The following is a 23769-nucleotide window of genomic DNA, read 5'->3' as shown; positions in this document are numbered from 1 at the left end:
CAGAGAAGGAAGAGGGCAGGGGAAGCATATCGCACAAAAATCTGGATGTAAGTAAGAGGATGGAGAGAGCTATATTGTGAAAGGAGAAGAAGGATGAAAGACACAGGGGTTCAAGGAGAAAGAAAATTAAAATCCGATGGTCTGCCGCAGATGGTAAAGAGGGAAGCCGCGGCGTTCTGGGAGGATGAGAGCGGAGTGGGGGTCATTGAAATTGTGCTGATCCTCGTGGGAATCTTGACCCCTTAATATGCAGTGTATATTGTGTATATAGAGTAAAAATTGTGGATAATAGATGAACTTGAGATACAGGAGTGTGTATGGAATACAGGAATCATTATACAGTATATAAGATTAGATATTTTAATGTATGGTTTTATCTATTTGCTGAAACGGAAATTGATGATTATAAGATAAATGTATTAGGTGAATGCATAAGCGTTGGTGTATCAATGAAGATGAAAGATATTCATTCGTGGTGTATCAGACAGAATATAAGATACAGGACGGAGTTTAAGTATCGAAAAGATTACCCAATACAGGCTAATATATGGAATTTTTATTCATATTGCAGGTTTAGGCTAGAGATGAACATGAAAAAGTAAGGGATTCTTTTGGTATGAGAAGTGCTTATTAAAGGATAAAGGTAGAAGTCATAGGTAAAAGGAAACCACTATTACTAATAGTAAAGACTGATATTAGACAGCAACTTTTGGGGACGAATGATGGAGAGGTAGGGAATATTTTATACAAGTCGCCGACAATGTGTGGTATAATAGAAAAAAGTGTCGGCGGGAGGGTGAATAAAGATGGAGATTGTTTTTCAAACAATAAGAATCATTGACTATGAAAATAATGCTGTCTATGTACGAGACACACCAGAAACATTTTCTGATTATGTGAGAACGTTAATTGCTTATATAAATGAGAACGCCTCTATTCGAGAATATCACACACGTTCAACAAATACGGAAGTAATTAGTTGTATTTTAGATGTGGTAAAAAATCAGATAGATGTTAACTTTGTAACAGATAAAATGAATTTTATAGCTAATAGGTTATTATTAAAAGAGCAAGAAGCCCAGACTTCTGTTGCACGTATGAATACAAATGTACAAAAAGGCAGTTTAATACAAGCTCTTATGTACAATGAAGAAAAAGATGAACATATATATTTATTGGCCAAGGTAGAACATACAGATTTTGTGGATGATGAAGATTTTAGTTTTAAGTCAGGATTTTCAAAAGATATGAAAAAACTTTGGAAATCTTGTACATTTATAATTGATGATTTGGCTGCACCTGTTTTTTCGGCAAAAGTGTATTCTAATACTGTTGCAAAATATTGGTATGATAATTTTTTGGAGTTAGATCAGGTTGTAAGTGATGAAGTAAATACAGACAAAGCATTTCGAGCAATAGATAGTACACTAAATAGAAATGTAAAAGGCATTGCGCCAAGGGATCATGCATTGATTAGAAATGCAATGATTGCTTACTTTAAATCTAATGATTATATCGATTATGACACTATGATACAGAATACTTTGGAAAATTACCATCCGGTAGAATTAGAACAGGAAAAAATGGAGAAGGTATTAGAAAGAATACGAGAATTACCAGAGAAATATAAATTTGATAAGCAGTTTAGTACAGTGCCATCAGTTATAAATGCTAGAATAAAAAAAGTCTATGATGTCTGCCGAGGTGTACAGTTAAGAATAACAGATGCCATAGATGATTTTGACGAAACGATTAAAGCATATAGAGATAACGATGGGAATAGATATATACAGATAAAAACAGATAATGACTTGACATTTAGACGATTTTCAAACCAATAAATTATTAGGAGGTGGATTATGCTTATAGAATTGATTCGGGCGGCAACGGTAACAGATATTGTTGTTTCAGAAAGAATGAAAGTATATGAAGCCTCATTTAGATATGAAATAAAAAATGCTCCAGAATACAGTTATTTTTTGAATATTCTTAATTTTATTTCGCAAAGAGATAAAATAGGAATAACATTACAAGACGAAACAGAACGGGTTTATGATTTTTCGACGGGAGGAGAAAGAGACTATAAAGAGTTCATTAAAAATACATTAGAAGATGAAATTATAGATGCCAAAATAAGAATTGATAAGAAAGTTATAAATAATCATTTTTCTATTTATGCATTTGACGAATTTACTAAAGATGTACTCTCCTTGCCAGTAGAGGAAGTTATGGTTGCTTTTTCTAATTTATTGAAACAGTCTTCAAACTATTTAGTGTTTGATGTGTATAGTCCAATAACAACGTTTGCAACTAAAACAATGTTTTTTGTACCTGATGGAAATGGTACGGTAAACTCAGAATTTAATAGGGTTAAAAGAATGGAGGAGTGTAGGGAGGTCTCATATTTTTATAATTTTGATATTTATGAGGTTTTACCAGATGATTTTAAAATTACAATTAATTATGAAAACAACCCTTTAACTGAAGTGTTTCAAAAGATTATGGTTTTATTATCTATTAGCTTTATTGCAACATCGTCTACAATAAATGGTAGTCAACTTAAAGGAATCATAAATGGTCAACGTACAATGGAATATTGCTGTGACATAAATGCACTACCGGATAATAATATATTGTATAGTATTTATAACTGGATTTATACGGGTGGTAATCCGATCGATAAAGCTATAATCGTTAGAAATGTAATCAGCTTACATTGCAAATATATTCCTATAACTGAAGTTGATGAAAAAGTTATGGCTTCAATACAATCAAATTATAATCTTTATTTAAAAGAAAATGTAAAGGCATATTTAGAATTGAAAAACAGGGTTGCGGAATTTATAAGTGATACAGTTTCAAAAACAGGAGAATATGCGACTGGTCTATTAGATAAGTTCAAGTCAAATATAATTGCGATATTCGGGTTCCTGTTTACAGTGATTTTAGCCAATATAGTTTCGAATCAACCATTAGATAATCTATTTACAAAAGAAATTACTATTTTAGTAGAGTGTGTTTTATTAGGATCATTTGTGTATTTAATAGTATGCTATTTTCAATCACGTTATGAAACAAAAAAAGTGTGGGATAGTTATGAGCAACTGAAATTTAATTATAAAGATATTCTTACGGATGAAGATTTGTTAGAAGCCTTTGACAATGATAAAATGATAGAAAAGATGAAAAAATCAATTCATAAATCTGAAATCATATATTTAAGTATGTGGATTATATTTTTAATTGGATCAATTATTGTAGTTGAGTATTTAAGTCTTTGTCCGACATATTCTAAAATATTAAATGCTTTACAGCGTATATCAGAGTTAATATTAAATTTTTCGATAGAGCACTAATTAGTAAGATTAAATAATGTTATTTTTTTATGAGGTTGAGGTAAAATAATAAATTTTGGCTGTGATCTTTTTCTTCGGAAAGATGGGATCAGGAAGTATATTATTTAAAAATCCATATAAATAAAAAATTCCTAATTTTTGATAATATAGATGCAGCGGCCAGATATCAAACAGATCGGTTATGTTCTTTGCAATAGCGAAAACATAACCGGTTTTTTTATGTTTGGACGGGATCGGCATCACGAGAAACTTTAGAAATTATGTGTAGAGATAGATGGAGGTGAAGGATGGAAAAGAAAATCCGTACAGATCAAAGCGGGGATGGTTCAAGGCTTCCTTATGGATGGAATAAGGGAGATACATGCGTAATGATTACGAATAAAGCTAAGAAAAGTACCAGTGAATATATCGTAGAAAATTATGATGGAGTATATTTTGGCGTTCGTAGCCATACGGGACTGTATCATAGGGTATCCCCATGGAGAATGTTTCATACACGGGAAGAAGCAATAGAAGCGCTGTCGGGTCAGGAAAGAGGCGGAATATCGTTTCAGCAGACAGTATGAGTGGAAGGGGGAATAAGACAATGACAGCACGATTTATGAGTGGGACTCCCTATGCTGCATTGGAAATTGAAATGCAGAGGCCGCCCGGTTTCCGTCCCCGTAAGAGCGGGATGATTATTAGCAGATGTGCCTGTGGCACACAGGAATGTGACTGTAGCTTGTGCGCTCATAAAGAAAGGAACGGTACCGATCAAACGGCAAAAAGATGCGCCTGCCTTTGTGAGCAGATTTTGGCAGGCTGCACGCCTCTTTCCAAGCTGATGGGAGATCTTACCACTGAGGCGGCCGGAAAGCCGTTTGCGGCCCGTGTGGCACGCGTGTCGGAAGATTTTTCTTCGATCTTTTTCCTGGCCGGACATCAGGAACGGTTTGACAGTTTATTGGATGGAAAGAGCAATTCTGCAGATACGGATGTGTTATACGCAGCACTGTATCTGCTGTCGGCAGATCGCTTTTTGTGGGGAAAGTCCGTTCCGGCAGTCAAGCCGGATGCGGTCCATTTTAAAGAAATTCAGATCCATGGGGTTGATCTGGGAGGCTATGTACTCTTTCATACCGCCAAGGATCTGTATCAGGGGACACAGCACATCAGCCTGTCGGAACTGACCGAGCCGGAACTGGTAGGCGATGAGATCTTCCGTTTGATCATTCATGCGCTTCTGATCCGCAGGTATGGGCTTGAGGCCATAAGTGCAGAGAGGAGAGACAGATGATAGGTAAGGAACAGAAACCGGTATTTGAATTACAGTTGTATCTGCCGCCTGAGATTAAAAGGAGCGGCAGCCGCCATATCGAAACACTTTCCCTTCCAGCTACGGATGAACGTTTCGAGCAGGTCAGGGAAGCACTCGGAGCGGATCGGCTGGAACAGTGCCGTATTATCAACGTGATTGGGGCAAAGCGGGATCTGGCGTACTGCCTTCCCCTGTCCTATGACCTGAAGGGCTTAAATGCGTTTGCCAAAGCCCTTGCCCGAAAGGATATTCTTTCGTCAGAAGATGGGAGCAATAAGTTGATGGCCGCACTGGAAGCAGAGCTTCCGGAGGATATGGAGGCCGCTTTGGAGATCGCAGAGAACCAAGAGCGATACGACCTTCTCCCGGCAGGAATCAAGTCCCCGAAGGATTATGCGTTCTATGCAATGGGAAGAGATGAAATCCGGGCAGATAAGGAGCTGGACGCGTTTGTGGATTATGAAGCCTTCGGGAGCTACCGCATGGAGAAAGACGGCGTCATACAGACAGGCCATGGGCTGATTATTCGGAAGGACAGGCCGATTGAGGAACTTCCGGCTGAACTGACAAAGATCCGCCTGTTCAGTCCTTTAAAGGCAGAGTTTTACTATAGGGATGAATGGGGAGAACTCTCCGAAGATCGTGAGGAAATGTCTCCAAGCGAACTTTGTGAGCATGAAGAGCAGATCAAGGAGAAAATCGAGCAGGAGCATTTGGATTCAGAAGGCAGCCGTGGTCTTGCTGTTTATCTGGACCATTGTTTTCTGGAGCGGAAGGTAGCCAGTATGATGCCGACGGTGGAGGTCTGGCAGGGAGAATTATGGGGTGTGCTGGAAGTAAAGAGCCATGGTAGCCTTTCTGAAAAGGAGCTGGAAGCGGTCAAGGACTATTGGAGCGGCCAGGAGAGCGACGGCTGGGGCGAGGGTTTTGAACAGCGTCCGATTCAGATAGAGGACGGGGAACTGTATGTCAGCTTTTGGAATTCGTCGGACAGCTTCTTTATTACGACAGAGGAACAGCTGAAGGGCACTCAGATGCCGGAACTGTCAATGAAGATGGGAGGCATGTAATGCAGGAAATGCGCGTCTTGATTTTCTCAAACGATTATCGGGAGAAACGGGGATATCAGCCGGTAAGGCTTGAACTTCCGGCGGGAAAGGAAAGAATAGCGGATGCTCTGCAGCGTGCGCATGTGAAAGGGACAGGCTACAGCCTGGAATACGCAGGCTGGCCGTATTTCCTTACAGAACCGTTAGAAGCGCTGAAGGACAGCCGTTTGGAAGAAGCGAACCTTTTGGCATATCAGATCCAGGGGATGGATGAGGAACAGTTAGGGACGTTTGAAGGGGCCGTGGCGCTTCGGATGGAGGAAGATGCCGAAAACCCGGTCACAATGAAGGAGCTGATCAATTTTACTTATAACCTGGGAAGCTACGATTATTATCCGGGTGTGAGAAATGATACAGAGCTGGGAGAAATCTGCATAGAAGGGGAGATGATGGATTTTCTTAAACGGCTTCCTGATGATGTAATCGAGCTTCTCGATCCGAAAAAGGTCGGAGAAGAACTCAGGAGAGGCGACCAGGGAACATTCACTCTGAGCGGATATGTGTTCAGAAACGGTGAGGACTTTCAGGAGATTTATGGAGAGGGGCCATGCCCGGATGTGCCGGATAGGGGAAGCGGCATTCTCTCAGTGCGGCTTATATCATTAACCGATTCGGACGGGAAGGGCGTATGGCTGGAGCTACCGGCAGGAGAAGAGGATATGAGGCAGGCTTTGGATACCCTAAAAGCAGATTCGTTTGACTGCTGCCTGATTGCGGAGAACAGAGGATCCGCGCTGCCGTTTTCCCTTGCCGGAGATGAGGATATGGAGAAGCTCAACCTGCTGGCGGAAAGAGTACAGGAATTTCCTGACAACCGGACGCTGGCAAAATATAAAGCTGCCTTAGAGCTGGAGCTTTGCAATGATCTTGATCTGGCACTGGATATTGCGGCAAATCTGGACTGTTACAGCTTTGACCAGGAAATGTTTTCACCTGCACGATATGCGGAATATCTGCTGGAGGAAGCCGGATTTGATACGGAAGACCCCGCATTCCGAAGGTTTGATTTTGAAGGGTATGGAGAGAGAAAGTTAAAAGAGATCGGATTTGCTTCGACCGCCTATGGTGTGGTTGCCCGTAATGAGGTTCCATTCCGTCAAGAATATTCTGCAGCACAGCAGGGGATGAAGATGCAGTGAGAGCAGGAGACAGCAGAAAAGAGAAAGGGAAACCGGCAGGAGGTGATACGGAATCAACAGCTTTATTTCATGGGTCGGAGGGAAGAAAGCTCTGCGGAAGCTGATTTATACCATGTTTCCCGCTAAATTTGACCGTTATATCGAGGTGTTCGGAGGAGGCGGCTGGGTGCTGTTCGGAAAACCGCCGGATGGCAAATGCATGGAGGTCTATAACGACTACAATTCCAATCTTGCAAACCTGTTTTATTGTGTGAAGAACCGCCCCGGGGCAATGCTTAGGGAGCTTGGATTTCTGCCGCTTAACAGCAGGGATGAGTTTACGGTCATCCGAAACTTTATTGACAAGAAGGAATTTGATTCCCGCTTTTTAAAGGAAGAACTGGATCTGGCAGAGCAGTATCTGCCGCCGCCTGATTTTGAGGAGATCCGGCAGATCCTTTTGGAAAATGCGGAGGTTACGGATGTAAAGCGGGCCGCCGCTTTTTTTAAACTCATTCGTTACAGTTACGGAAGCGGATGCACTTCTTACGGCTGCCAGCCCTGTGATGTACGCCGCTGTTTTGATGCGATCTGGCAGGCATCCAGGCGGCTTGCGGATACTGTGATTGAGAATAAAGATTTTGAGGCGCTGATCCGGCAGTATGACCGGGAAAGCGCCTTTTTCTATTGCGACCCGCCCTATTATGAAACCGAAGGGCATTATGAAGTGGTGTTTCGGAAAGAGGATCATAAGAGGCTTCGGGATACGCTGTCAGGCTGCAGGGGAAAGTGGATGGTCAGCTACAATGACTGTGCATTCATCCGGGAACTTTATGAAGGGTACCATATTACGGCAGTTACGAGAATCAATAACCTGGCGCAGCGGTATGACGGAGGATGTGAGTTCCCGGAGGTGCTGATCACCAATTATGACCCGAAAGAGTTGGAGAAGTCACAGCCCAGGCAGCTTCAGCTTTTCAGTTTTTATGAAGAGGCAGAGGAAGATGCCTATGTGGTAACAGGAGAAGATACATGACAAAATATTCTGAGAATCCGCTTTTAGAGTTGCTGCAGGAACTGGAGATCCCGTATGAGGAGGTAAAACAGGCACTGGAGGAAGGAGGATATATTGAAAGAGAAACCGATTTATAAGCTGGTGGATGGAAAAGGGAGAGTGTTGATCCCAAAGAGTCTGCGGGATGCAGCCAAGGTGGAGTATGGCGATATCGTGCGCCTGGGGCTTGCGGAGGGAAGAATTACGATACGCAAGGTAGATGTGGTGGAAGCCGGCGACCAGTCTCCGGAAGCGGTGGAGGCCTATGTGCGTGCCGCATTCAAATCCATGCCGGACGCAGTCAGGCTGGAACTGATCGGAGAGCTGAGTGCTCTTCTGCAGAAAAAGGAGGGATGAGCCATGAAGCGGTTTCGATTTGAGGACTGCAGTAAAACAGGATATGGCTTTTCCATTGAAAAGAAAGCCGTACTGCTTTCTGATCATGCACCGGCTGCCGAAAAGCATGGGAAGCTTTTTTTCTGCATGGGCGGAGACGGCGCAGGAGCCGCACTTCGGCAGGGAGAGGTTTTTCTGGTGTCCTTATCGGATGGGGAACGCTGCCGGTGCAGCCGCGGCGAGGTAATCGGTATCGTAAAACCGGAACTTCTGCCGGATGAGGCAAAGCTCCACCTTTCCCAGATCCGGCCACCGGGAGCGAAGGATTTAAATTTATGTGTACCGGAGTATTCCGGGTACAGCTTCCTGCCGGACGGACGGTATGCTTCCGGTGTGTGGCTGGCAGGTCCAGAAGAAGTCAAAGGATATGTGGAAATGCAGAAAGATTACCAGCACAGGGTTCTGATCTGTGACCGCGATGATTTTGCGGTGCTGGAGATCGTGGAAGGGAAACTGGTATTTCCGGATGAACAGGCTCTGCAGGAGTTTTATAAGGAGCATCAATCGGACGGAGGGATGACAATGGTTTAAAGGGAGAGGACGGGAATGAAAACGATTTATATGGAAAATGGCATCATCATGTACTATGGAAGCCGCGTAGGGCAGATCGCAGATGGCTGTGCAGTGGTGGATCCCCTGTTTCAGGGACCGGAGCTTCAGGACTTTCTGGATAAGCAGAAGCATATCCGGGAAGTGAAGTGGATGGATGGGATCTATGACCGCCTGATGAATGCCCCGAAGGAGACAGGATTTCGGCAGACGGCACTTAAAAATGTGCGGATATGGCAGTTAAAGCCCGATGTGGACATTCAGATGAAATTTATTCCGTTTGAAGAATTAAGCCACAGGTTCGGCCCGCCGGATCTGTCAAATTATGAGGCGGTATATGACGGAGCCGCAGATACCAATGACCTGGAGGCGCTTTATCTGAAGTTCCGGGATCAGAAGCCGCCGGGCTTTACCGGTTATCCCATGTCCATCAGCGATGTCATTGAACTGTATGACAGCCGGGACAGCTCTTTTTATTATGTGGATCGGAGAGGCTTTCAGCAGATAGACGCCATGGAGCCGCTACAGGAGCCGATCCATACCCATAACATGCAGCTTTAACAGACGGAATCGTTCGTCTGTTTTTTGCTGAATAGAAGCAGAAAGGAAAACTATGAAATGAAAAGGCAGAAGAAAAGGAGGAACACACATGCCCGCTTTGGAAATCCGTATCACATCCATGTATCCACCCGGAGCCGCGGGTGGGACAAGAGCTTACGCATCCGCAACCATCGACGGATGCTTTGGCGTCCGGGGAATCAAAATTGTCGAGGGAGGTAAGGACGGCCTGTTTGTCTCTATGCCCAGCCGCAAAACGCAGGACGGCTACAGGGATATCTGCTTTCCCGTAACAGCGGAATTCAGGAATGAGCTTCACACCGCCGTATTGGATGCATACCATCAGGCTCTTACCATGGCGCAGACAGCGCCATTACCACAGGCACAGCCGGAAGCACCAAAAGCCGGACAGCAGTTGTCCGGAATATAAGGAATCAAAAACGAAAAGAATTTGGAGGATAACGACATGATGAAAATGAAAAATCAGATGATGAAGGTTTATACGGCGGCTGCCATGAAGGCTCTGCAGGCGAAGCAGAAGATCAGGGAAACTTCCGGCGAGGGATATGTGGATACCGCGGTAAAGATCCTGATTGCCGTTGTGCTGGGTGCGCTGCTTCTGGCCGGTCTTTATGCCCTGTTCAACGATACGGTTCTTCCGACGCTGGTGGAGCGCGTGGAAGAAATGTTTGATTATGCCGGCTGATCTGGCGGCATCCCTGCAGGGCATCCTGTTTTTTGGGCTGCTGTCTGCGGTATCGGTTTGGGACATTCGGTGCCGGAGAATCCCGGATTTTCTCCAGGCAGGGATTGCGGCATTGGCACTTTTGGATTTTTCGCCGGATCATTTGGCGGGGATCCTGTGTATGCTTCCTTATCTGGCGGCTGCTCTTTTTAGCAGGCAGAAGGAAGGAATCGGCGGCGGAGATGTGAAGCTGGCGGGAAGCACCGGCCTTGTGCTGGGCCTTCCCGCAGCCCTTACGGCATCTGTGGCGGGGCTTTCCTGCTTTATTCTCTTTGGGGCAGGCCTTTCTTTATGGAAACGGGCAGGGGAAAAGGAAACCCGCTCCCCGCTTCCAGTCGGCCCGTTCCTTGCCGTAGGATGCATGTGTGCGTATGTTATGAAAATGAAAGGACTCATCGTATGAAGAAAAAAATCATGATCGCTGTCTGCGCTGTGATACCGGCGGCTGTTTTCACGGCAGTCCTGTATCGCCGCAGGAGAACCATCAGCAGGTAAACCGGAGGGGCGGGCAGAAGAAAAACCTGCCCCATATTTTAACAGGAGGATGGACATATGAGTTTTTTAAAGAACAGGGCGGTAATCGGTGTGATCTGCATCGTCCTTTCCCTGATCATTTGCTTTGCGGTAACCCCGCTGTTTAACAAGGCCATCAGTGACAAGACAGAAATTGTCCGTGTGGTAAAAGAAATCCGAACCGGAGAGGAAATCACAGCGGATATGGTAAAGACCGTTGAAGTCGGAGCGTATAACCTGCCGGAGGATGTGGTAAGGAGTACGGAGACCGCCGTTGGAAAATTCGCTTATGCGGATATGATCCCCGGAGATTATATTATCGCGTCCAAGATTGCGGAGGAACCGGCGGCGGAAAATGCCTATCTTTACAGCCTGACCGGGGAGAAGCAGGCAATTTCCGTATCCGTCAAATCCTTTGCAAACGGCCTTTCCGGGAAGCTGCAGAGCGGGGATATTGTCTCTGTGATTGCGCCGGATTATAAGAAGCAGGGACTGACCGTGATTCCGCCGGAATTAAAGTATGTGGAGGTAATTGCGGTCACCGCGAACAGCGGAGCGGATGCCAACACCGGAGAACCGTCAGAGGATGACAAAGACAAGGAACTCCCTGATACGGTCACGCTGTTAGTCACACCGGAGCAGTCCATGATCCTTGCGGAGCTGGAGGCTGACGGGAATATCCATCTCTCCCTTGTGTACCGCGGGGAACAAAAACATGCTGCCGAGTTTGTTAAGGCGCAGGAAACCATTTTGGAAGAGATCCATGCACCGGAAGAAGAAACAGACGGGGAAGCGGAGCAAACGGGAGAGCCTGTAGAGACGGAAAGCAATGTACAGGAGGAGACGTCGGAAAGTAGTACTGAGGAAAGCGAGGTGGGGTAAGCCTTGAACTTTTTAAAAAACAGTATTTTTAGCCGCAGCCAGAAAGGGGATGAATCCGGCTGGGAACCGGAAAAGGAGAACCGGATGTTAGCTGTCTGGGGAAGCCCCGGATCCGGAAAAACCACAACTGCAGTAAAACTGGCGGCTCACCTTGCAGGAAAGAAACGGGATGTGGCTCTGCTTTTATGCGATATGAATACACCGATGCTTCCCTGCATCTGTCCGCCGGGAGATCTGGAGGAGGAGCATTCCCTGGGAAGCATTCTGGCGGCAGCCCATGTGTCGGAATCCCTGGTGCGGCATAATTGCATGACCCATAAACGGTTCCGTCACCTGACGATCCTTGGGATGCGGAAGGGAGAAAATGAATACACCTATCCTCCTTATGAGCGTACTCAGGCGGAGGAACTGCTTTCCTGCCTGCGAGAGATTGCCCCGTATATTGTCATCGACTGCGGAAGCCACATTGCGAATGATATCCTTTCGGCGATTGCACTGATGGAATCGGATGCGGTGCTGAGGCTTGTAAACTGTGATTTAAAGTCCATAAGCTATTTGTCCAGCCAGCTTCCTCTGCTTCGGGAGAGTAAATGGGATGCGGAGAAGCAGTATAAAGTAGCCGGCAATGTGCGCCCCAATGAGGCCAGCAGCCATATTGAACAGGTACTGGGAAGCGTGGCCTTTCAGATCCCACACTCGGAGGAGGTGGCTGCACAAGTACTGGAAGGGAATCTGTTTAAAGAACTGAGCTTAAAAGACAGCCGTGGCTTTCGAAAATCCATCGATGCGATTACGAGGGAGGTGTTCGGATGTTAGGCGAGAGACGGAGCAAAGGCGCATTTTATGAGGGTTTTGGTGAAGGTGTTTGGGAAGAAAAAGAGGCTTTAGAATCGGCATCCGTACAGCTTCCTGAGCATGATAATAGCCTGCCTGTTGAAATGCTTCCTGAGCCGGATGCTCATATCGGCTCCCAGGAAAGAGTGGAAGAATCGGAAACTCGATCCGATGAGGATGACGGCTATGTTCCTCCCAAAAGGACAGTCCGCAGCCTGCAGACCAAGGATCTGTTCTTCTCATCCGGCAGGGAGAACCGGGAATTTTCTGATGTGCTGAGGGAGGTGCAGGGGTATCTCTCCAAGGAATACAGCAGCCTTGTGACCGATACGGGAAGTGAGGATGCCAAATCCCAGATCCGCCGCTTTGCCGGGAAATACATCCAGGATCACAGGATTTCTGTTAAGGGGATGTCCACGGATGAACTGATAAACGCCATTTATTCCGAGATGGCAGAGTTTGGTTTCTTGACCAAGTATATCTACGGGGAGGGGATCGAAGAAATCGATGTAAACGCCTGGGATGATGTGGAGGTGCAGTTTTCAGGCGGAGTGACAAGGAAGCTGGATGAGCATTTTGACAGCCCGGAGCATGCTATTAACGTGGTTCGGCGTATGCTCCATGTTTCGGGCATGGTACTCGACGATGCCAGCCCCAGTGTCCTTGGACATCTCAGTAAAAATATCCGAATTGCGGTACTTAAAACGCCTATCGTGGATGAGGATGTAGGCGTGGCCGCCTCCATTCGAATCGTCAATCCTCAGAGCATGAAAAAGGAGGATTTCCTAAGAGGCGGGACAGCCACCGGCGAAATGCTGGATTTCCTTTCGGAGTGCATCCGATATGGTATTTCTGTCTGTGTGGCAGGAGCAACCAGCTCCGGGAAAACAACGCTCCTTGGCTGGCTTTTAACCACCATACCGGACAGCAAACGTATTTACAGTATTGAGAATGGATCCAGGGAGCTGGCATTGGTACGCCGAAAGGAAGGAAAAGTCGTAAATTCAGTCATTCATACGCTTACCCGTGACAGCGAAAATGAACGCCAGCGTGTGGATCAGATCGCCCTTTTGGATATGGCGCTCCGCTTTAACCCAGACATTATTGTGGTCGGCGAGATGCGCGGCCCGGAAGCGAACGCGGCTCAGGAGGCGGCCCGCACCGGTGTGGCGGTGGTGACCACAATCCATTCCATGAGCTGCGATGCTACCTACCGAAGGATGGTATCTTTGTGCAAGCGGGCTGTGGACATGAGCGATGAAACCCTGATGGGATTTGTGACGGAGGCGTACCCCATTGTGGCGTTCTGCAAACAGCTGGAGAACAAGGAGAGGCGTCTGATGGAGATCATGGAATGTGAGATCCAGCCGGACGGCAGACGGGTGTTCCGTCCGCTGTTCCAGTATCAGATTACAGAAAACCGTGTGGAGAACGGAAAATTCATCATTACGGGAAGCCATAAACAGGTAAACGCCATCTCGGACAGCCTGGCCCGCCGGTTTATGGAAAACGGGATGCCGCAGGAAATGCTTGCAAAGCTCCTTGCAGTCCCGGAAAAGGGAAAGGAGGAAGTATGACAGCAATTCAGTTATTAGCCTGTGCGGGAATGATCGTGGGAGCGTTCCTGATTCTGGGGATCCGGCCCGTGGAATTTACGGACAGCCTGTTTGCATGGCTTTTAAAGCCGAAAAGAAGTATCCGGGAGGAGATCAAGGAATCATCAGGAAGAAAAAAGGCGGGGATTTTGCGAAGGGAGATATCGGAAGCACAGTCCGTCCTGGAAATGACCGGACGAGGGAACCGCTTCTCTATGATCTGCGCTATATCCCTGGCGCTGTTCTGTCTAGGAGGATCCCTGGCAATTCTGCTTGGCAATTTCTTTCTGGCTCCGGTTATGGCGGTGGGGTTTCTGTTCCTGCCGTTCTGGTATGTGAAGTTAACGGCCAGCCACTATAAGAGGGATGTATCGGCGGAACTGGAAACCGCCCTTTCCGTCATCACGACCGCCTATCTTCGGACCGAGGATATCGTGACGGCCGTAGAAGAAAACATCGCGTATTTAAATCCTCCGGTGTCAAAGGTGTTTCAGAACTTTCTGACACAGATAAAACTGGTAAACCCCAATGTGGAAGCAGCCCTTCGCGGGATGCGGGGACGGATCGATAATGAGGTATTTCGGGAATGGTGTGATGTGCTAAGCGACTGTCAGCATGACCGCAGCTTAAAGACGACGCTTACCCCCATTGTTGCCAAGCTCTCCGATATGCGCAATGTCAATGCCGAGCTGGAGTATCTGATTGCGGAGCCGAGGAAGGAATTCCTGATCATGGTCATCTTTGTCATCGGCAATATCCCCCTTATGTATATGCTTAATAAGGACTGGTATGATGTGCTGATGCATACACCTTTGGGACAGATCATCCTGTCCGTGACGGCCGCTGTGATTTTTGTGTCTGCCGGCTGTGTGGTAAAGCTGACCCGTCCCATTGAATACAGGAGGTGAGCCGGATGATGGGATTATTGTTTTTATTCGGCTGTTTCCTTGCCCTTGGACTGTTCTTTCTGGCGGCGGCAGCCCTGCGCTTGCCTACCATTGGAGCGGCCAGGGCTATGTTAGGTACCGTAAAGCAGGAGCGTAAATCTGCTAAAACCCTGGAAACCGGACTGATGACTGTGGCGGTACGGCTGGCAAAGCACATCCGAATGGATGAATACAAGCGGGGCCGCATGGCGAATGTGCTGAAGGCAGGAGGCCTCAACATGACGCCGGAGGTCTACCAGGCATATGCCCTGACGAAAGCGGGAGCGGTTCTTTTGGGAGTGATTCCCTGTGTGTTTCTATTGCCGCTTTTGTCTCCGGTCGTTGTTATTTTGGCGGTGCTCCTTTACTTTAAGGAAACCCAGAAGGCAGACGAAAAGCTGAAGGCCAAGCGGGAGGAAATCGAAGGAGAGCTGCCGAGAATGGTGGCAACCATTGAGCAGGAGCTAAAATCCAGCCGCAACGTAATCGGGATGCTGGAGCGGTTTAAGACCAATGCAGGACCGGCGCTTACCAGGGAACTGGATATCCTTCTGGCAGATATGCGTTCGTCCAACTATGAAGCAGCCCTGACCCGGTTTGAGGCAAGGCTCAATTCCCCTATGTTATCAGATGTGGTAAGAGGGCTGATCGGTGTGCTGCGCGGCGATGACAGCGTGGTGTATTTCCAGATGCTGGCCCATGACTTTAAGCAGATCGAATTACAGCGCCTCAAAGCGGAAGCGCAGAAGATCCCGCCCAAGATCCGGGTCTTTTCCTTTGCCATGCTGATGTGCTTTCTGTTAACCTATCTCGCCATTATCTGCTACGTGGCTTTAGAGAGCCTTGGCGGGATGTTTTAAGGAGGTGTGTCGTGCAAAGGAGATTACGATATGTACTCAAAAATCAGCGCGGTGAAGGATATGTAGATGTGATCGTTATGGTATTGTGCGCGGTAATGGTTCTGGCCCTGGCCATGCGGGTACTTCCTGTGTTTATCCAAAAACAGCAGTTGGATACCTTTGCCACGGAGTTGGTACGGGAGGCGGAGGTCTCCGGGCGAGTCGGATCCGAAACCGACCGGCGTGCGGCGATCCTGTCGGAACAGACAGGCCTTGAGCCGGAGATTGAATGGTCGGATAGCGGAAGGATCCAGCTGAATGATGATATTACCGTCACACTGACATTGGAGACAAATATCGGACTATTTGGAGAATTCGCTTCCTTCCCAATTACCCTGCGCTCTCAGGCAACAGGAAAATCCGAAGTCTACTGGAAGTGAGGTGGCTATTTGGGAAGAAAAATCAGGAATATCTTAAAAAGTGATCGGGCGGCGTCCTTTCCGATGACGATTGGAATCGTGCTGGCACTGATCATCCTGCTATGCGGCATCAGCGAATATTTCCGCCTGCAGGTTATTGCAGCGGGTGTGCGGGAAGCTGTGGAGGATGCCATCATTTCTACAGTAAATGATAATTATGCCGGCGTCTATCATGGAGTTCGGGAAGGATATTCCGGAAATTACATGCCATTTGGAACGGAAGGCTGGGAGGAAACGCTGGATGTGGGGGATATCTATGGATATCTGGACGATACCATTGGTACGACCTTACAGGGAGGCCGACATGTAAAATACGGGGATGACGGGAATCAGGAGTTGGAGTTTGCCATTGATCGTCTGGATGTTACGATACGCAATGCACCATTGGCCCCATCGGATCCGGAGAATGCACAGCGGTTTGAAGCGGATGCCCTTGTGCGGCTGGAGGTTCCGGTACGGTTTGGAGGAAGGCTCTTTCCCTCTATGTTCATTACCTTGAAGGTACAGGCGGGCTATATTGAGGTGTTTTAAACAATGAAAGACCGGCAGAATTGTTGGAATCGTAGATTTTAGAAGAGAATGCGAAAGTCAGATAGACTTGTGAACAAGCATACCGTATTGTGTTAGATACGATACGGAAAACGGTAAAGGAGGCTTAGAACATTGAAACTGACAGAAAAGACAAAAAGGTATCTGGCAGTCGGCGGGGGGAGTATGATCTGCATTGCGCTGATTGCAGTAATCAGCCTGCAGTTTGGGAAAACTTCTTCAGGAGAGGATGTCCTGCCGGAAGAAACCTCGATGGTAACAGAAATAGTTGTAGATCCCGGTATCACTCAGACAGAAGAAGCGAAAGCAGATATTGAGCCGGATATAAAGCCGGAAACGGATCGGATAATAGGCACCATAAAGGAAACCGAGGAAACAGTTCGCCCCGTAGACAGCCGCCCTGCGCAGACAGACCAAACGGAGCAGAGTATTCAGCCGGATGTGACCAGACCGGAAGCACCAAGTGAAGATGTGCTTACGGATCCGACACAAATGCCGGATGGAACCAAGGTGGAATCACCGCCCGTGCCTGTAGAGCATGATGCGGTTGTGACACCTACGGAGCCGGCAGCAAAGCCGGATGAGCCGCAGGCGGGGGATACTAAGAATGGGCAGATTTATATTCCCGGCTTTGGCTGGGTCCAGAATAATGGCGGAGGAGGATCCGGCACGGTCGCTGAGGATATGTATGAAAACGGAAATAAGATCGGGATCATGGACTGAGAACCAAATGAACCGAATCAAAAGGAAGAAGCATCGCGAAGACGCGGTGTTTTTTCGTGGAAAGGAGCAGCTCTTTGAAACGAAAATTTGGCATTTTTCTTGTCCTGGCCATACTCTCATCCCTGTTGTTTGCACTGCCGGCCTATGCGGTTGGGGAAGGAAACCTTGACGGAGGCGGCGGAAGCATGGGGCAGGGAACCACGCAGAATTTTTGGTCGCCGGGAAATGAAGGAGTACGGGTAACGGTCGTTCGGACGGAGGGAAGGGAGCCGGTAACCAGACCAATCGACCTGACCAATAAGCAGCCGGCCATTGTGTATTCATTTGGAAAAGAGTGCAAGATCTCATATAATAACGGGACAGCGCTGGCAGTCAACACGGCCCCATATGAGTATGTCAATCCTGCACAGGCCCTGCCGAGGATCATCAGTTCTCAAAGTCTTGGGCAGGCAAATATTGAGGAAATTAAAAGCTATTTTACAGATGAACAAGTCATTCGCAGCATTGCCGGGCTTACGGGAATGGATTTTGATACGCTGATCAATGGGGAATACCGACTCTTGATTGAACCCATTAGCTTCCTGACTTTTCAGGGGAACCTGATTGCAGCCACCGCCACAGAGGCAGCATTATATGACGAGCTGACAAGCGGAGCAGTCCGTGCGGTTCTTCCTACTGTAGCATTCCAGAACCTCCCGCTATCCATGTTTTTAGAGGTGCCGGATCTGGGATATCCGGCATGGAACGGCGGAACAACCGGTGTCCGATCCAATATGGAGATCAAAACGTCTCTGGGCCTTGGGGTTGTGCGGTTTCATGAAGAGCCTCCGGAGGAAGTGGAGGTTACTGAGTTTGACTATGAATACCGGACGAATACAGAGGTAATCACGGCGGTAGAGGTAAAAGGCGGGCAGAGCGATCCGGATGATCCGGTGTCGGTTACTTTTACCGTAAATGGGCGTTCCTACCAGGTAGACAATGTGTATTATCCGGAGGGAGACAGCCAGCTTGCCTGGATCCGCTGGACAACGCCGGAGGAACCCCAGGCAATGACGATTACAGTGCGGGTACATGGCGGAGGACATGTGGATAAAGGAACCATTCAGGTAAACATTGTGGATCTGGATGAGAACCCGCCGCCGGATCCTAACGCGGATGACCGCAATGACGATTTCAGCCGTCCATCCGTCCCGGAAAATGAGGAAAAAACTTCCGCCGAGTGGGGTGTGTGGAGACCCTGGTGGCAGGAATACTGGGTATGGCACAGCGGTGACGAGGATGATGACGGATATTGGTGCGACCATGGTTGGTGGGAGTTTGATTTTGACCGATATTCTGCAAGCCTGACCGCCTCGATGGAGATTTCTCCGGATGAGAAAGCGCCGACTGCCAGCGGAAATACTATGAAGTCCGGGTATGGCTTCAATGAGAGGGTGGAAACGCATGTCAGCACAAACCAAAGCTCTGCAGTTACACCTGCACAGAATGCAGTGACTTATTTCCCTGAATTCCAGTACCAGAATTTCTGGAGGCTTTTGGAGCGGATGAATAGCGGGAATGATATGGCTCATGAATTTAAGGAAAACCGTTACAGCACGTATAACAGGCGCACCCACTTCACACCGATCTGGTATCCGGACGGGAGCTATACCGCTTATACATGGCTAATCGACTGCTGGACCCCGGCAGGGATGCTGTCCATGAACCTGACAGATTCCCTGACAATTGACGGGAACCTCTGGAGTGACTGGCACATCGCGCCGCAGACACCGGATTAATTTTTCAGAAAAAGGAAGGAGAAAACCAAATGAGACTGAAGCGAATGAAACTGCTCCTCATCACTGCCGCACTGGCTGCCTGTGTACTTAGCATTCCGGCTTATGCGGCATCGGGTGATGTTGCCGGAGCAATCGAAGGGACTTGGGATACGGCATCCGAACAGATCAAAACCGTGGTAAACAATGTCGTGTTTCCCGCAATTGATTTAATCCTGGCGGTATTTTTCTTTGGGAAACTCGGCACCGCATATTTTGATTACCGAAAACATGGACAGTTTGAATGGGCCGGCCCTGCGATCCTGTTTGCGTGCCTGGTCTTTACTCTTACCGCGCCGATGTATGTATGGCAGATCTTGGGAATGTGATGTGCTTTGCCGATAGAGAAATCGGAACAGAAAAAAAGGGAGGAATGAAGGTGGGATGCTGGGGAATTACGGCTTTTGAGTCGGATGCGGGACTGGATGCGGTGGATTTAATCCGAGAAAATTTGTCTGACGATGGGAAAATGAACCTGAAAGCCATGATCCGGTTATTGCAGGAAGATGGATGGTGTGCTCCACAGGACGTAACCGATGGGGACAGCCATAGCAGCCCGATGGCATTGGCTGAGATCATAGTGAAATTTCGGAATAAAGACATGACGGGGCTGGATGCTGACCTTTATGTGGCGAAAGGCAGGAGGTTTGCTTCCATGACCTCGTTTACAGCCGACAAGGAATCCATCGGATGGCTTAAGAGTTATCTGACGGACACGCTCAAATACAGCCGGGGGAATGCCGCCAATGGGAGAAAATGGAATGGATGGTTTAAAGAAGAAGACTGGAACAGTTGGCAAAATCATATGGAATGTCTCATCCGGCACATGGAGGAACTGCTTTCAGCACCGGAAGATACGATTGAACTGATCCAACCGGAAACGCAGGAGATGAATGTGCAGACAGGAAGAAATAATGGGATTTCCGGTATGAAGATAATGTAGGAAGGGGGCTTCAGATGACAAAGTTTGAACAGGAACTTCGCAGGATGTTTGACCATGATGCGGTATTCCCCAAAACAAAATTTGCAGGGAATGCCTGCTATGGAAGGCTTACGGACCAGATCCGTGTAAAGATCCACTTCCAGACAGGAATGGTGGCAGACCACTATGACCGCCTGAAAGTCACGTTACTGAACCGAAATGAGGGAGTCATTGACACTGTAGCATTAAAATTTCAGGATCTTTGGGGGATGAAGAAAGTCAGCAATCCCAACTTTGGGGAAGGCATTTCCCCACATCTGTGGCGTGATGGAAATAAGGTGGATTGGTATGTGTATCATCCGACCGAAACGGATTACCGGGCGCTGACCGATGCGGTAAAGACGTACTTGGAGGTTTTTTTGGAGCCTTCGGAGGAATTGCAGCCGGGGCAGAAGATGTGCTGAGACAGGAAGGGAGGTAAAACCAAAGCGTGTTCATATGGGATTTTGTCGCCGATACCGTACTCGGACAGATCGTAGACTGGATCTACGGTCAGGTGGTAGGGTTTCTCGGTGATTTTTTTATGCAGATGGGAAATATGGGCGCTGATCTGTTTGAGATGACTTGGGTGCAGTCCATTGTCCTGTTTTTTTCTTATTTGGCCTGGGCGCTTTATATCACGGGGCTTGTAGTGGCTGTGTTTGAATGCGGGATCGAATGCCAGAATGGGAGAGGCAGCATTCGTGAGACGGCAATCAATGCGGTAAAAGGATTTATGGCGGTAAGCCTGTTTACAGTGGTGCCGGTGGAGCTTTATAAGCTCTGTGTATCCCTTCAGGGGAGTTTTACAGCGGATATTACCGGCTTAGGGGATGATTTCGGAACCGTTGCGTCAAATATCATTACTTCCCTGCAGGATGCGGGAACCTGGGAGGAAGCTGCGAACGCAGGTGTGTTCGGAGGCCTTAACAGTATCACAAGCCCGCTCCTGATGATCTTTATCCTGATTATGATGGGATATGCTGTGATAAAAGTGTTTTTTGCCAATTTAAAGCGCGGCGGTATCCTGTTAATCCAGATCGCAGTGGGAAGCCTTTATATGTTCAGTGTGCCGAGAGGGTATATTGACGGGTTTGTCAGCTGGTGCAAGCAGGTCATTGGGCTGTGTCTGACGACTTTCCTGCAGGCAACAGTATTGATTGCGGGCCTGATGGTAGTAAAGGATCATGCTCTTTTAGGGCTGGGACTCATGCTATCTGCCGGGGAAATCCCCAGGATTGCCGGACAGTTCGGACTGGATACAGGGACCAGAGCCAATGTGATGGGAGCGGTCTATGCGGCACAGGGAGCGGTTAACCTGACGCGTACTGTCGTACAGACCGTAGCAAAATAAGAAAGCGGGTGGAATATGACAGAGAAAAAACTGGTATATATTGCATCTCCTTATGCGGGGGATGTTACAGAGAATATCAAAACGGCGCAGGAAGCCTGCCGGTATGCTGTGGAACAGGGGGCAGTCCCCATAGCGGTGCATCTGATGTATCCGCAGTTTTTAGATGATGGCTCCCCGAAAGACCGGGAAACTGGACTTCAAATGGGGCTTCGGGTATTAGGAGTCTGTGATGAATTGTGGCTGTGTGGGGATCGTGTTTCTTCCGGCATGCAGAAGGAGCTGGAAGCGGCGGAAAGGCTTTCCATCCCGGTAAGAAGAGTCAGCGGCCAGGAACTTGCAGGGTCTTTGGCACAGGAAGCCGGACAGGCGTTTGCCGGCATGGGGATGAGCCATTGCTGACGCTTGGAAGTCTGTTTGACGGGATCGGCGGCTTTCCTCTTGCCGGCATCCATAACGGCATCACGCCGCTTTGGGCCAGTGAAATTGAACCATTTCCCATCCTGGTAACGAAACTCCGATTTCCGGATATGGAACATGTGGGGGATATCACAAAGCTGGATGGCGGAAAACTGCCGCCGGTAGATGTAATCTGCGGGGGAAGCCCCTGTCAGGATCTGTCTGTTGCAGGACAGAGAAGAGGCCTTGCTGGGGAACGCTCCGGGTTGTTTATGGATCAGGTACGCATTGTAAAGGAGATGAGAGAAGCAGATGCCGAACGAGGAATACCAGATTACCTTAGCAGACCTCGATACCTCGTTTGGGAAAATGTACCGGGAGCCTTCAGCTCTTCAGACGGCGAGGACTTCCGGGCGGTCATCGAGGAAATCGTCCATATTAAGAAGGGTTCCTGTCATGTGCCTCGACCTGACACCGGGCGCTGGGAATCTGCTGGGGCTGCCATTTTGGGAACTGAATTCAGCTTGGCTTGGCGAGTATTGGACGCTCAATACTGGGGAGTCGCCCAGCGCCGCCGTCGTATCTTCCTTGTCGCGGATTTTGGAGGCCTCACCGCACCACAGATATTATTTAAGCAGGACTGCCTGCTTAGGGATTCTGCGAAGGGCGAAGGCAAGAGGAAAGGATCTGCCGCCTCAATTAAAAACGGCGTTGATGATCCAGGCGGGGATAACAGAGGCATAGCAGAAAAAGCAAGTTGCCTGTGCTTGAATGACCAAGGAGGCAGTCAGATGCATATGACGGAGGATGTGTCAGGGACGCTACGGGCGCAGGAACACGGACACCAGCCCCTTATCTTGGCAAGCCAGCAGAGCCGGGCTTATATTGGAGAAGGGATCTGTCCTACCATTACAGCAGCGGCCGGAACCAGCGGGAATAATCAGCCGGTGCTGTTTGAGAATCATGGGATTGATGCCCGCTATACCGGACCCCACGAAGTAGCGCCGACTATGTCCGCTCGCTATGGGACCGGAGGAAACAATGCTCCTCTGGTGGCTGAAGAGCCGGAGAGCTATTGTATTTCAGGAAATATTATTGACAGACAGGAAAAAAACGGAGGGAACGGCTTCGGCTGTCAATCGGATCTCAGCTACACGCTGACGGCTACGGACCGGCATGCGGTGTTCAGCCGGCAACGGAGCGATGAGTTTATGGAAAATGAGGTAACGGCAACACAGAGTGCGAGACAGCACAAGGATGCAACGGATCTTGTATGCCAGCCGGAGGTGTTCGGACAGTCCCAGTATGGGGCTTATGCAGAAGGATGTGCGACCATTCGGGCAAGCGGCGGTGATCATGGAGGCGGCAGCGAAAATTTGGTGGCAGTAACGTCATGTCAGACAGTTTCCGACCGCCTGATCCGCCGCCTGACTCCGCTGGAGTGTGAGCGCCTTCAGGGGTTTCCTGACGGCTGGACGGATATTCCGGGCGCCTCGGACAGTGCCAGATATAAGGCTCTCGGAAACAGTGTAGCGATTCCATGTGTGGATTTTGTTCTGCGTGGAATCGCTTATTTTTTGCAAAAGAGGGGAGAAAAACAGTGACCTGCTCTCTTTGTTGGTAGTGCTTCCTTTGAAGGGAATTCCTTGTCGGGTATTGCCATAGCTATTCCATAAGGCTTTCGATATGCTTGGCTTGCAGGATCAAAGAAAGGAGCGT

General features: G+C 48.2%; 29 protein-coding genes. All 29 read left to right on the top strand.

The annotated features are described in order from the left end of the window. The first annotated feature begins 93 nt into the window (after positions 1-93). A complete protein-coding gene (locus tag DW757_RS17430) occupies positions 94-246 on the top strand; it encodes a hypothetical protein (protein WP_182433308.1) in 153 nt (50 codons plus the stop codon). 560 nt (positions 247-806) lie between these two features. Beyond that, entirely contained in the window at positions 807-1841 is a 1035-nt protein-coding gene (locus DW757_RS13310; RefSeq protein WP_118751934.1) for a hypothetical protein, read from the top strand. Positions 1842-1859: 18 nt separating this feature from the next. Next, positions 1860-3356, top strand: a complete 1497-nt coding sequence (locus DW757_RS13305) for a hypothetical protein (RefSeq protein ID WP_118751933.1) — start codon at positions 1860-1862, stop codon at positions 3354-3356. Between the two features lie 287 nt (positions 3357-3643). Then, on the top strand, positions 3644-3922 hold the full coding sequence (locus DW757_RS13300) for a hypothetical protein (RefSeq protein ID WP_118751932.1): 279 nt from the start codon (positions 3644-3646) through the stop codon (positions 3920-3922). 230 nt (positions 3923-4152) lie between these two features. After that, positions 4153-4635, top strand: coding sequence for a hypothetical protein (locus DW757_RS13295; RefSeq protein ID WP_243033688.1), 483 nt, complete (start codon positions 4153-4155; stop codon positions 4633-4635). Further along, positions 4632-5726, top strand: a complete 1095-nt coding sequence (locus DW757_RS17770) for a DUF6329 domain-containing protein (protein WP_243033686.1) — start codon at positions 4632-4634, stop codon at positions 5724-5726. The genes DW757_RS13295 and DW757_RS17770 overlap by 4 nt, the downstream gene beginning before the upstream one ends. Continuing rightward, positions 5726-6904, top strand: coding sequence for an antirestriction protein ArdA (locus DW757_RS13285; protein ID WP_118751930.1), 1179 nt, complete (start codon positions 5726-5728; stop codon positions 6902-6904). The genes DW757_RS17770 and DW757_RS13285 overlap by 1 nt, the downstream gene beginning before the upstream one ends. A gap of 52 nt (positions 6905-6956) precedes the next feature. Then, positions 6957-7919 (top strand): DNA adenine methylase, encoded by a 963-nt coding sequence (locus tag DW757_RS13280; protein ID WP_279221226.1) that lies wholly within the window; start codon positions 6957-6959, stop codon positions 7917-7919. Positions 7920-8012: 93 nt separating this feature from the next. Further along, a complete protein-coding gene (locus DW757_RS13275; RefSeq protein WP_118751928.1) occupies positions 8013-8294 on the top strand; it encodes an AbrB/MazE/SpoVT family DNA-binding domain-containing protein in 282 nt (93 codons plus the stop codon). 3 nt (positions 8295-8297) lie between these two features. Next, positions 8298-8864 (top strand): hypothetical protein, encoded by a 567-nt coding sequence (locus DW757_RS13270; RefSeq protein ID WP_118751927.1) that lies wholly within the window; start codon positions 8298-8300, stop codon positions 8862-8864. Positions 8865-8879: 15 nt separating this feature from the next. After that, complete coding sequence (locus DW757_RS13265) at positions 8880-9443, top strand: YodL domain-containing protein (RefSeq protein WP_118751926.1); 564 nt, start codon at positions 8880-8882, stop codon at positions 9441-9443. Between the two features lie 88 nt (positions 9444-9531). Continuing rightward, the gene (locus DW757_RS13260; protein ID WP_118751925.1) at positions 9532-9870 is read left to right on the top strand and encodes a SpoVG family protein; all 339 of its coding nucleotides are present in this window, start codon (positions 9532-9534) and stop codon (positions 9868-9870) included. A gap of 84 nt (positions 9871-9954) precedes the next feature. Next, positions 9955-10146 (top strand): DUF6133 family protein, encoded by a 192-nt coding sequence (locus tag DW757_RS13255; RefSeq protein WP_347476055.1) that lies wholly within the window; start codon positions 9955-9957, stop codon positions 10144-10146. Then, a complete protein-coding gene (locus DW757_RS13250; RefSeq protein ID WP_118751924.1) occupies positions 10136-10588 on the top strand; it encodes an A24 family peptidase in 453 nt (150 codons plus the stop codon). Before DW757_RS13255 ends, DW757_RS13250 begins: the two co-directional genes overlap by 11 nt. Before the next feature lie 149 nt (positions 10589-10737). Then, positions 10738-11580, top strand: a complete 843-nt coding sequence (gene cpaB, locus DW757_RS13245) for a Flp pilus assembly protein CpaB (RefSeq protein WP_118751923.1) — start codon at positions 10738-10740, stop codon at positions 11578-11580. A 3-nt stretch (positions 11581-11583) separates the two neighbouring features. Then, the gene (locus DW757_RS13240; RefSeq protein WP_118751922.1) at positions 11584-12396 is read left to right on the top strand and encodes an AAA family ATPase; all 813 of its coding nucleotides are present in this window, start codon (positions 11584-11586) and stop codon (positions 12394-12396) included. 122 nt (positions 12397-12518) lie between these two features. Beyond that, the gene (locus DW757_RS13235) at positions 12519-13991 is read left to right on the top strand and encodes an ATPase, T2SS/T4P/T4SS family (protein ID WP_347559996.1); all 1473 of its coding nucleotides are present in this window, start codon (positions 12519-12521) and stop codon (positions 13989-13991) included. Further along, positions 13988-14917 carry a hypothetical protein gene (locus DW757_RS13230; protein ID WP_118751920.1) on the top strand — a complete coding sequence of 310 codons (930 nt, stop codon included), beginning with the start codon at positions 13988-13990 and terminating at the stop codon, positions 14915-14917. The genes DW757_RS13235 and DW757_RS13230 overlap by 4 nt, the downstream gene beginning before the upstream one ends. 5 nt (positions 14918-14922) lie before the next feature. Next, positions 14923-15795: a secretion protein F gene (locus DW757_RS13225; protein ID WP_118751919.1), complete on the top strand. Its 873-nt coding sequence runs from the start codon at positions 14923-14925 to the stop codon at positions 15793-15795. A 77-nt stretch (positions 15796-15872) separates the two neighbouring features. Then, complete coding sequence (locus DW757_RS13220) at positions 15873-16214, top strand: DUF4320 family protein (protein WP_347559995.1); 342 nt, start codon at positions 15873-15875, stop codon at positions 16212-16214. A 63-nt stretch (positions 16215-16277) separates the two neighbouring features. Then, on the top strand, positions 16278-16784 hold the full coding sequence (locus DW757_RS13215) for a hypothetical protein (protein ID WP_182433310.1): 507 nt from the start codon (positions 16278-16280) through the stop codon (positions 16782-16784). 132 nt (positions 16785-16916) lie between these two features. Next, complete coding sequence (locus DW757_RS13210; protein ID WP_118751917.1) at positions 16917-17525, top strand: DUF6550 family protein; 609 nt, start codon at positions 16917-16919, stop codon at positions 17523-17525. Between the two features lie 74 nt (positions 17526-17599). After that, entirely contained in the window at positions 17600-19303 is a 1704-nt protein-coding gene (locus tag DW757_RS13205) for a hypothetical protein (RefSeq protein WP_118751916.1), read from the top strand. Between the two features lie 29 nt (positions 19304-19332). Continuing rightward, on the top strand, positions 19333-19668 hold the full coding sequence (locus DW757_RS13200; RefSeq protein WP_008397088.1) for a DUF3852 domain-containing protein: 336 nt from the start codon (positions 19333-19335) through the stop codon (positions 19666-19668). Next, a complete protein-coding gene (locus tag DW757_RS17765; RefSeq protein ID WP_243033683.1) occupies positions 19647-20282 on the top strand; it encodes a DUF4259 domain-containing protein in 636 nt (211 codons plus the stop codon). Before DW757_RS13200 ends, DW757_RS17765 begins: the two co-directional genes overlap by 22 nt. 14 nt (positions 20283-20296) lie before the next feature. Next, complete coding sequence (locus tag DW757_RS17760; protein ID WP_243033682.1) at positions 20297-20725, top strand: hypothetical protein; 429 nt, start codon at positions 20297-20299, stop codon at positions 20723-20725. Between the two features lie 26 nt (positions 20726-20751). Beyond that, positions 20752-21654 (top strand): conjugal transfer protein TrbL family protein, encoded by a 903-nt coding sequence (locus tag DW757_RS13190; RefSeq protein WP_008397084.1) that lies wholly within the window; start codon positions 20752-20754, stop codon positions 21652-21654. Positions 21655-21669: 15 nt separating this feature from the next. Continuing rightward, positions 21670-22053, top strand: a complete 384-nt coding sequence (locus DW757_RS13185; protein WP_118751915.1) for a DUF4406 domain-containing protein — start codon at positions 21670-21672, stop codon at positions 22051-22053. Continuing rightward, complete coding sequence (locus DW757_RS13180) at positions 22047-23654, top strand: DNA cytosine methyltransferase (protein WP_118751914.1); 1608 nt, start codon at positions 22047-22049, stop codon at positions 23652-23654. Before DW757_RS13185 ends, DW757_RS13180 begins: the two co-directional genes overlap by 7 nt. Positions 23655-23769: the final 115 nt, after the last annotated feature.

The sequence above is a fragment of the Clostridium sp. AM29-11AC genome, from assembly GCF_003480545.1.
Classification (GTDB): Bacteria; Bacillota; Clostridia; order Lachnospirales; family Lachnospiraceae; genus Otoolea; species Otoolea saccharolyticum_A.
The sequence above is the reverse complement of the archived record's forward strand: the minus strand, read 5'-3'. Positions and strand labels throughout refer to the sequence as shown.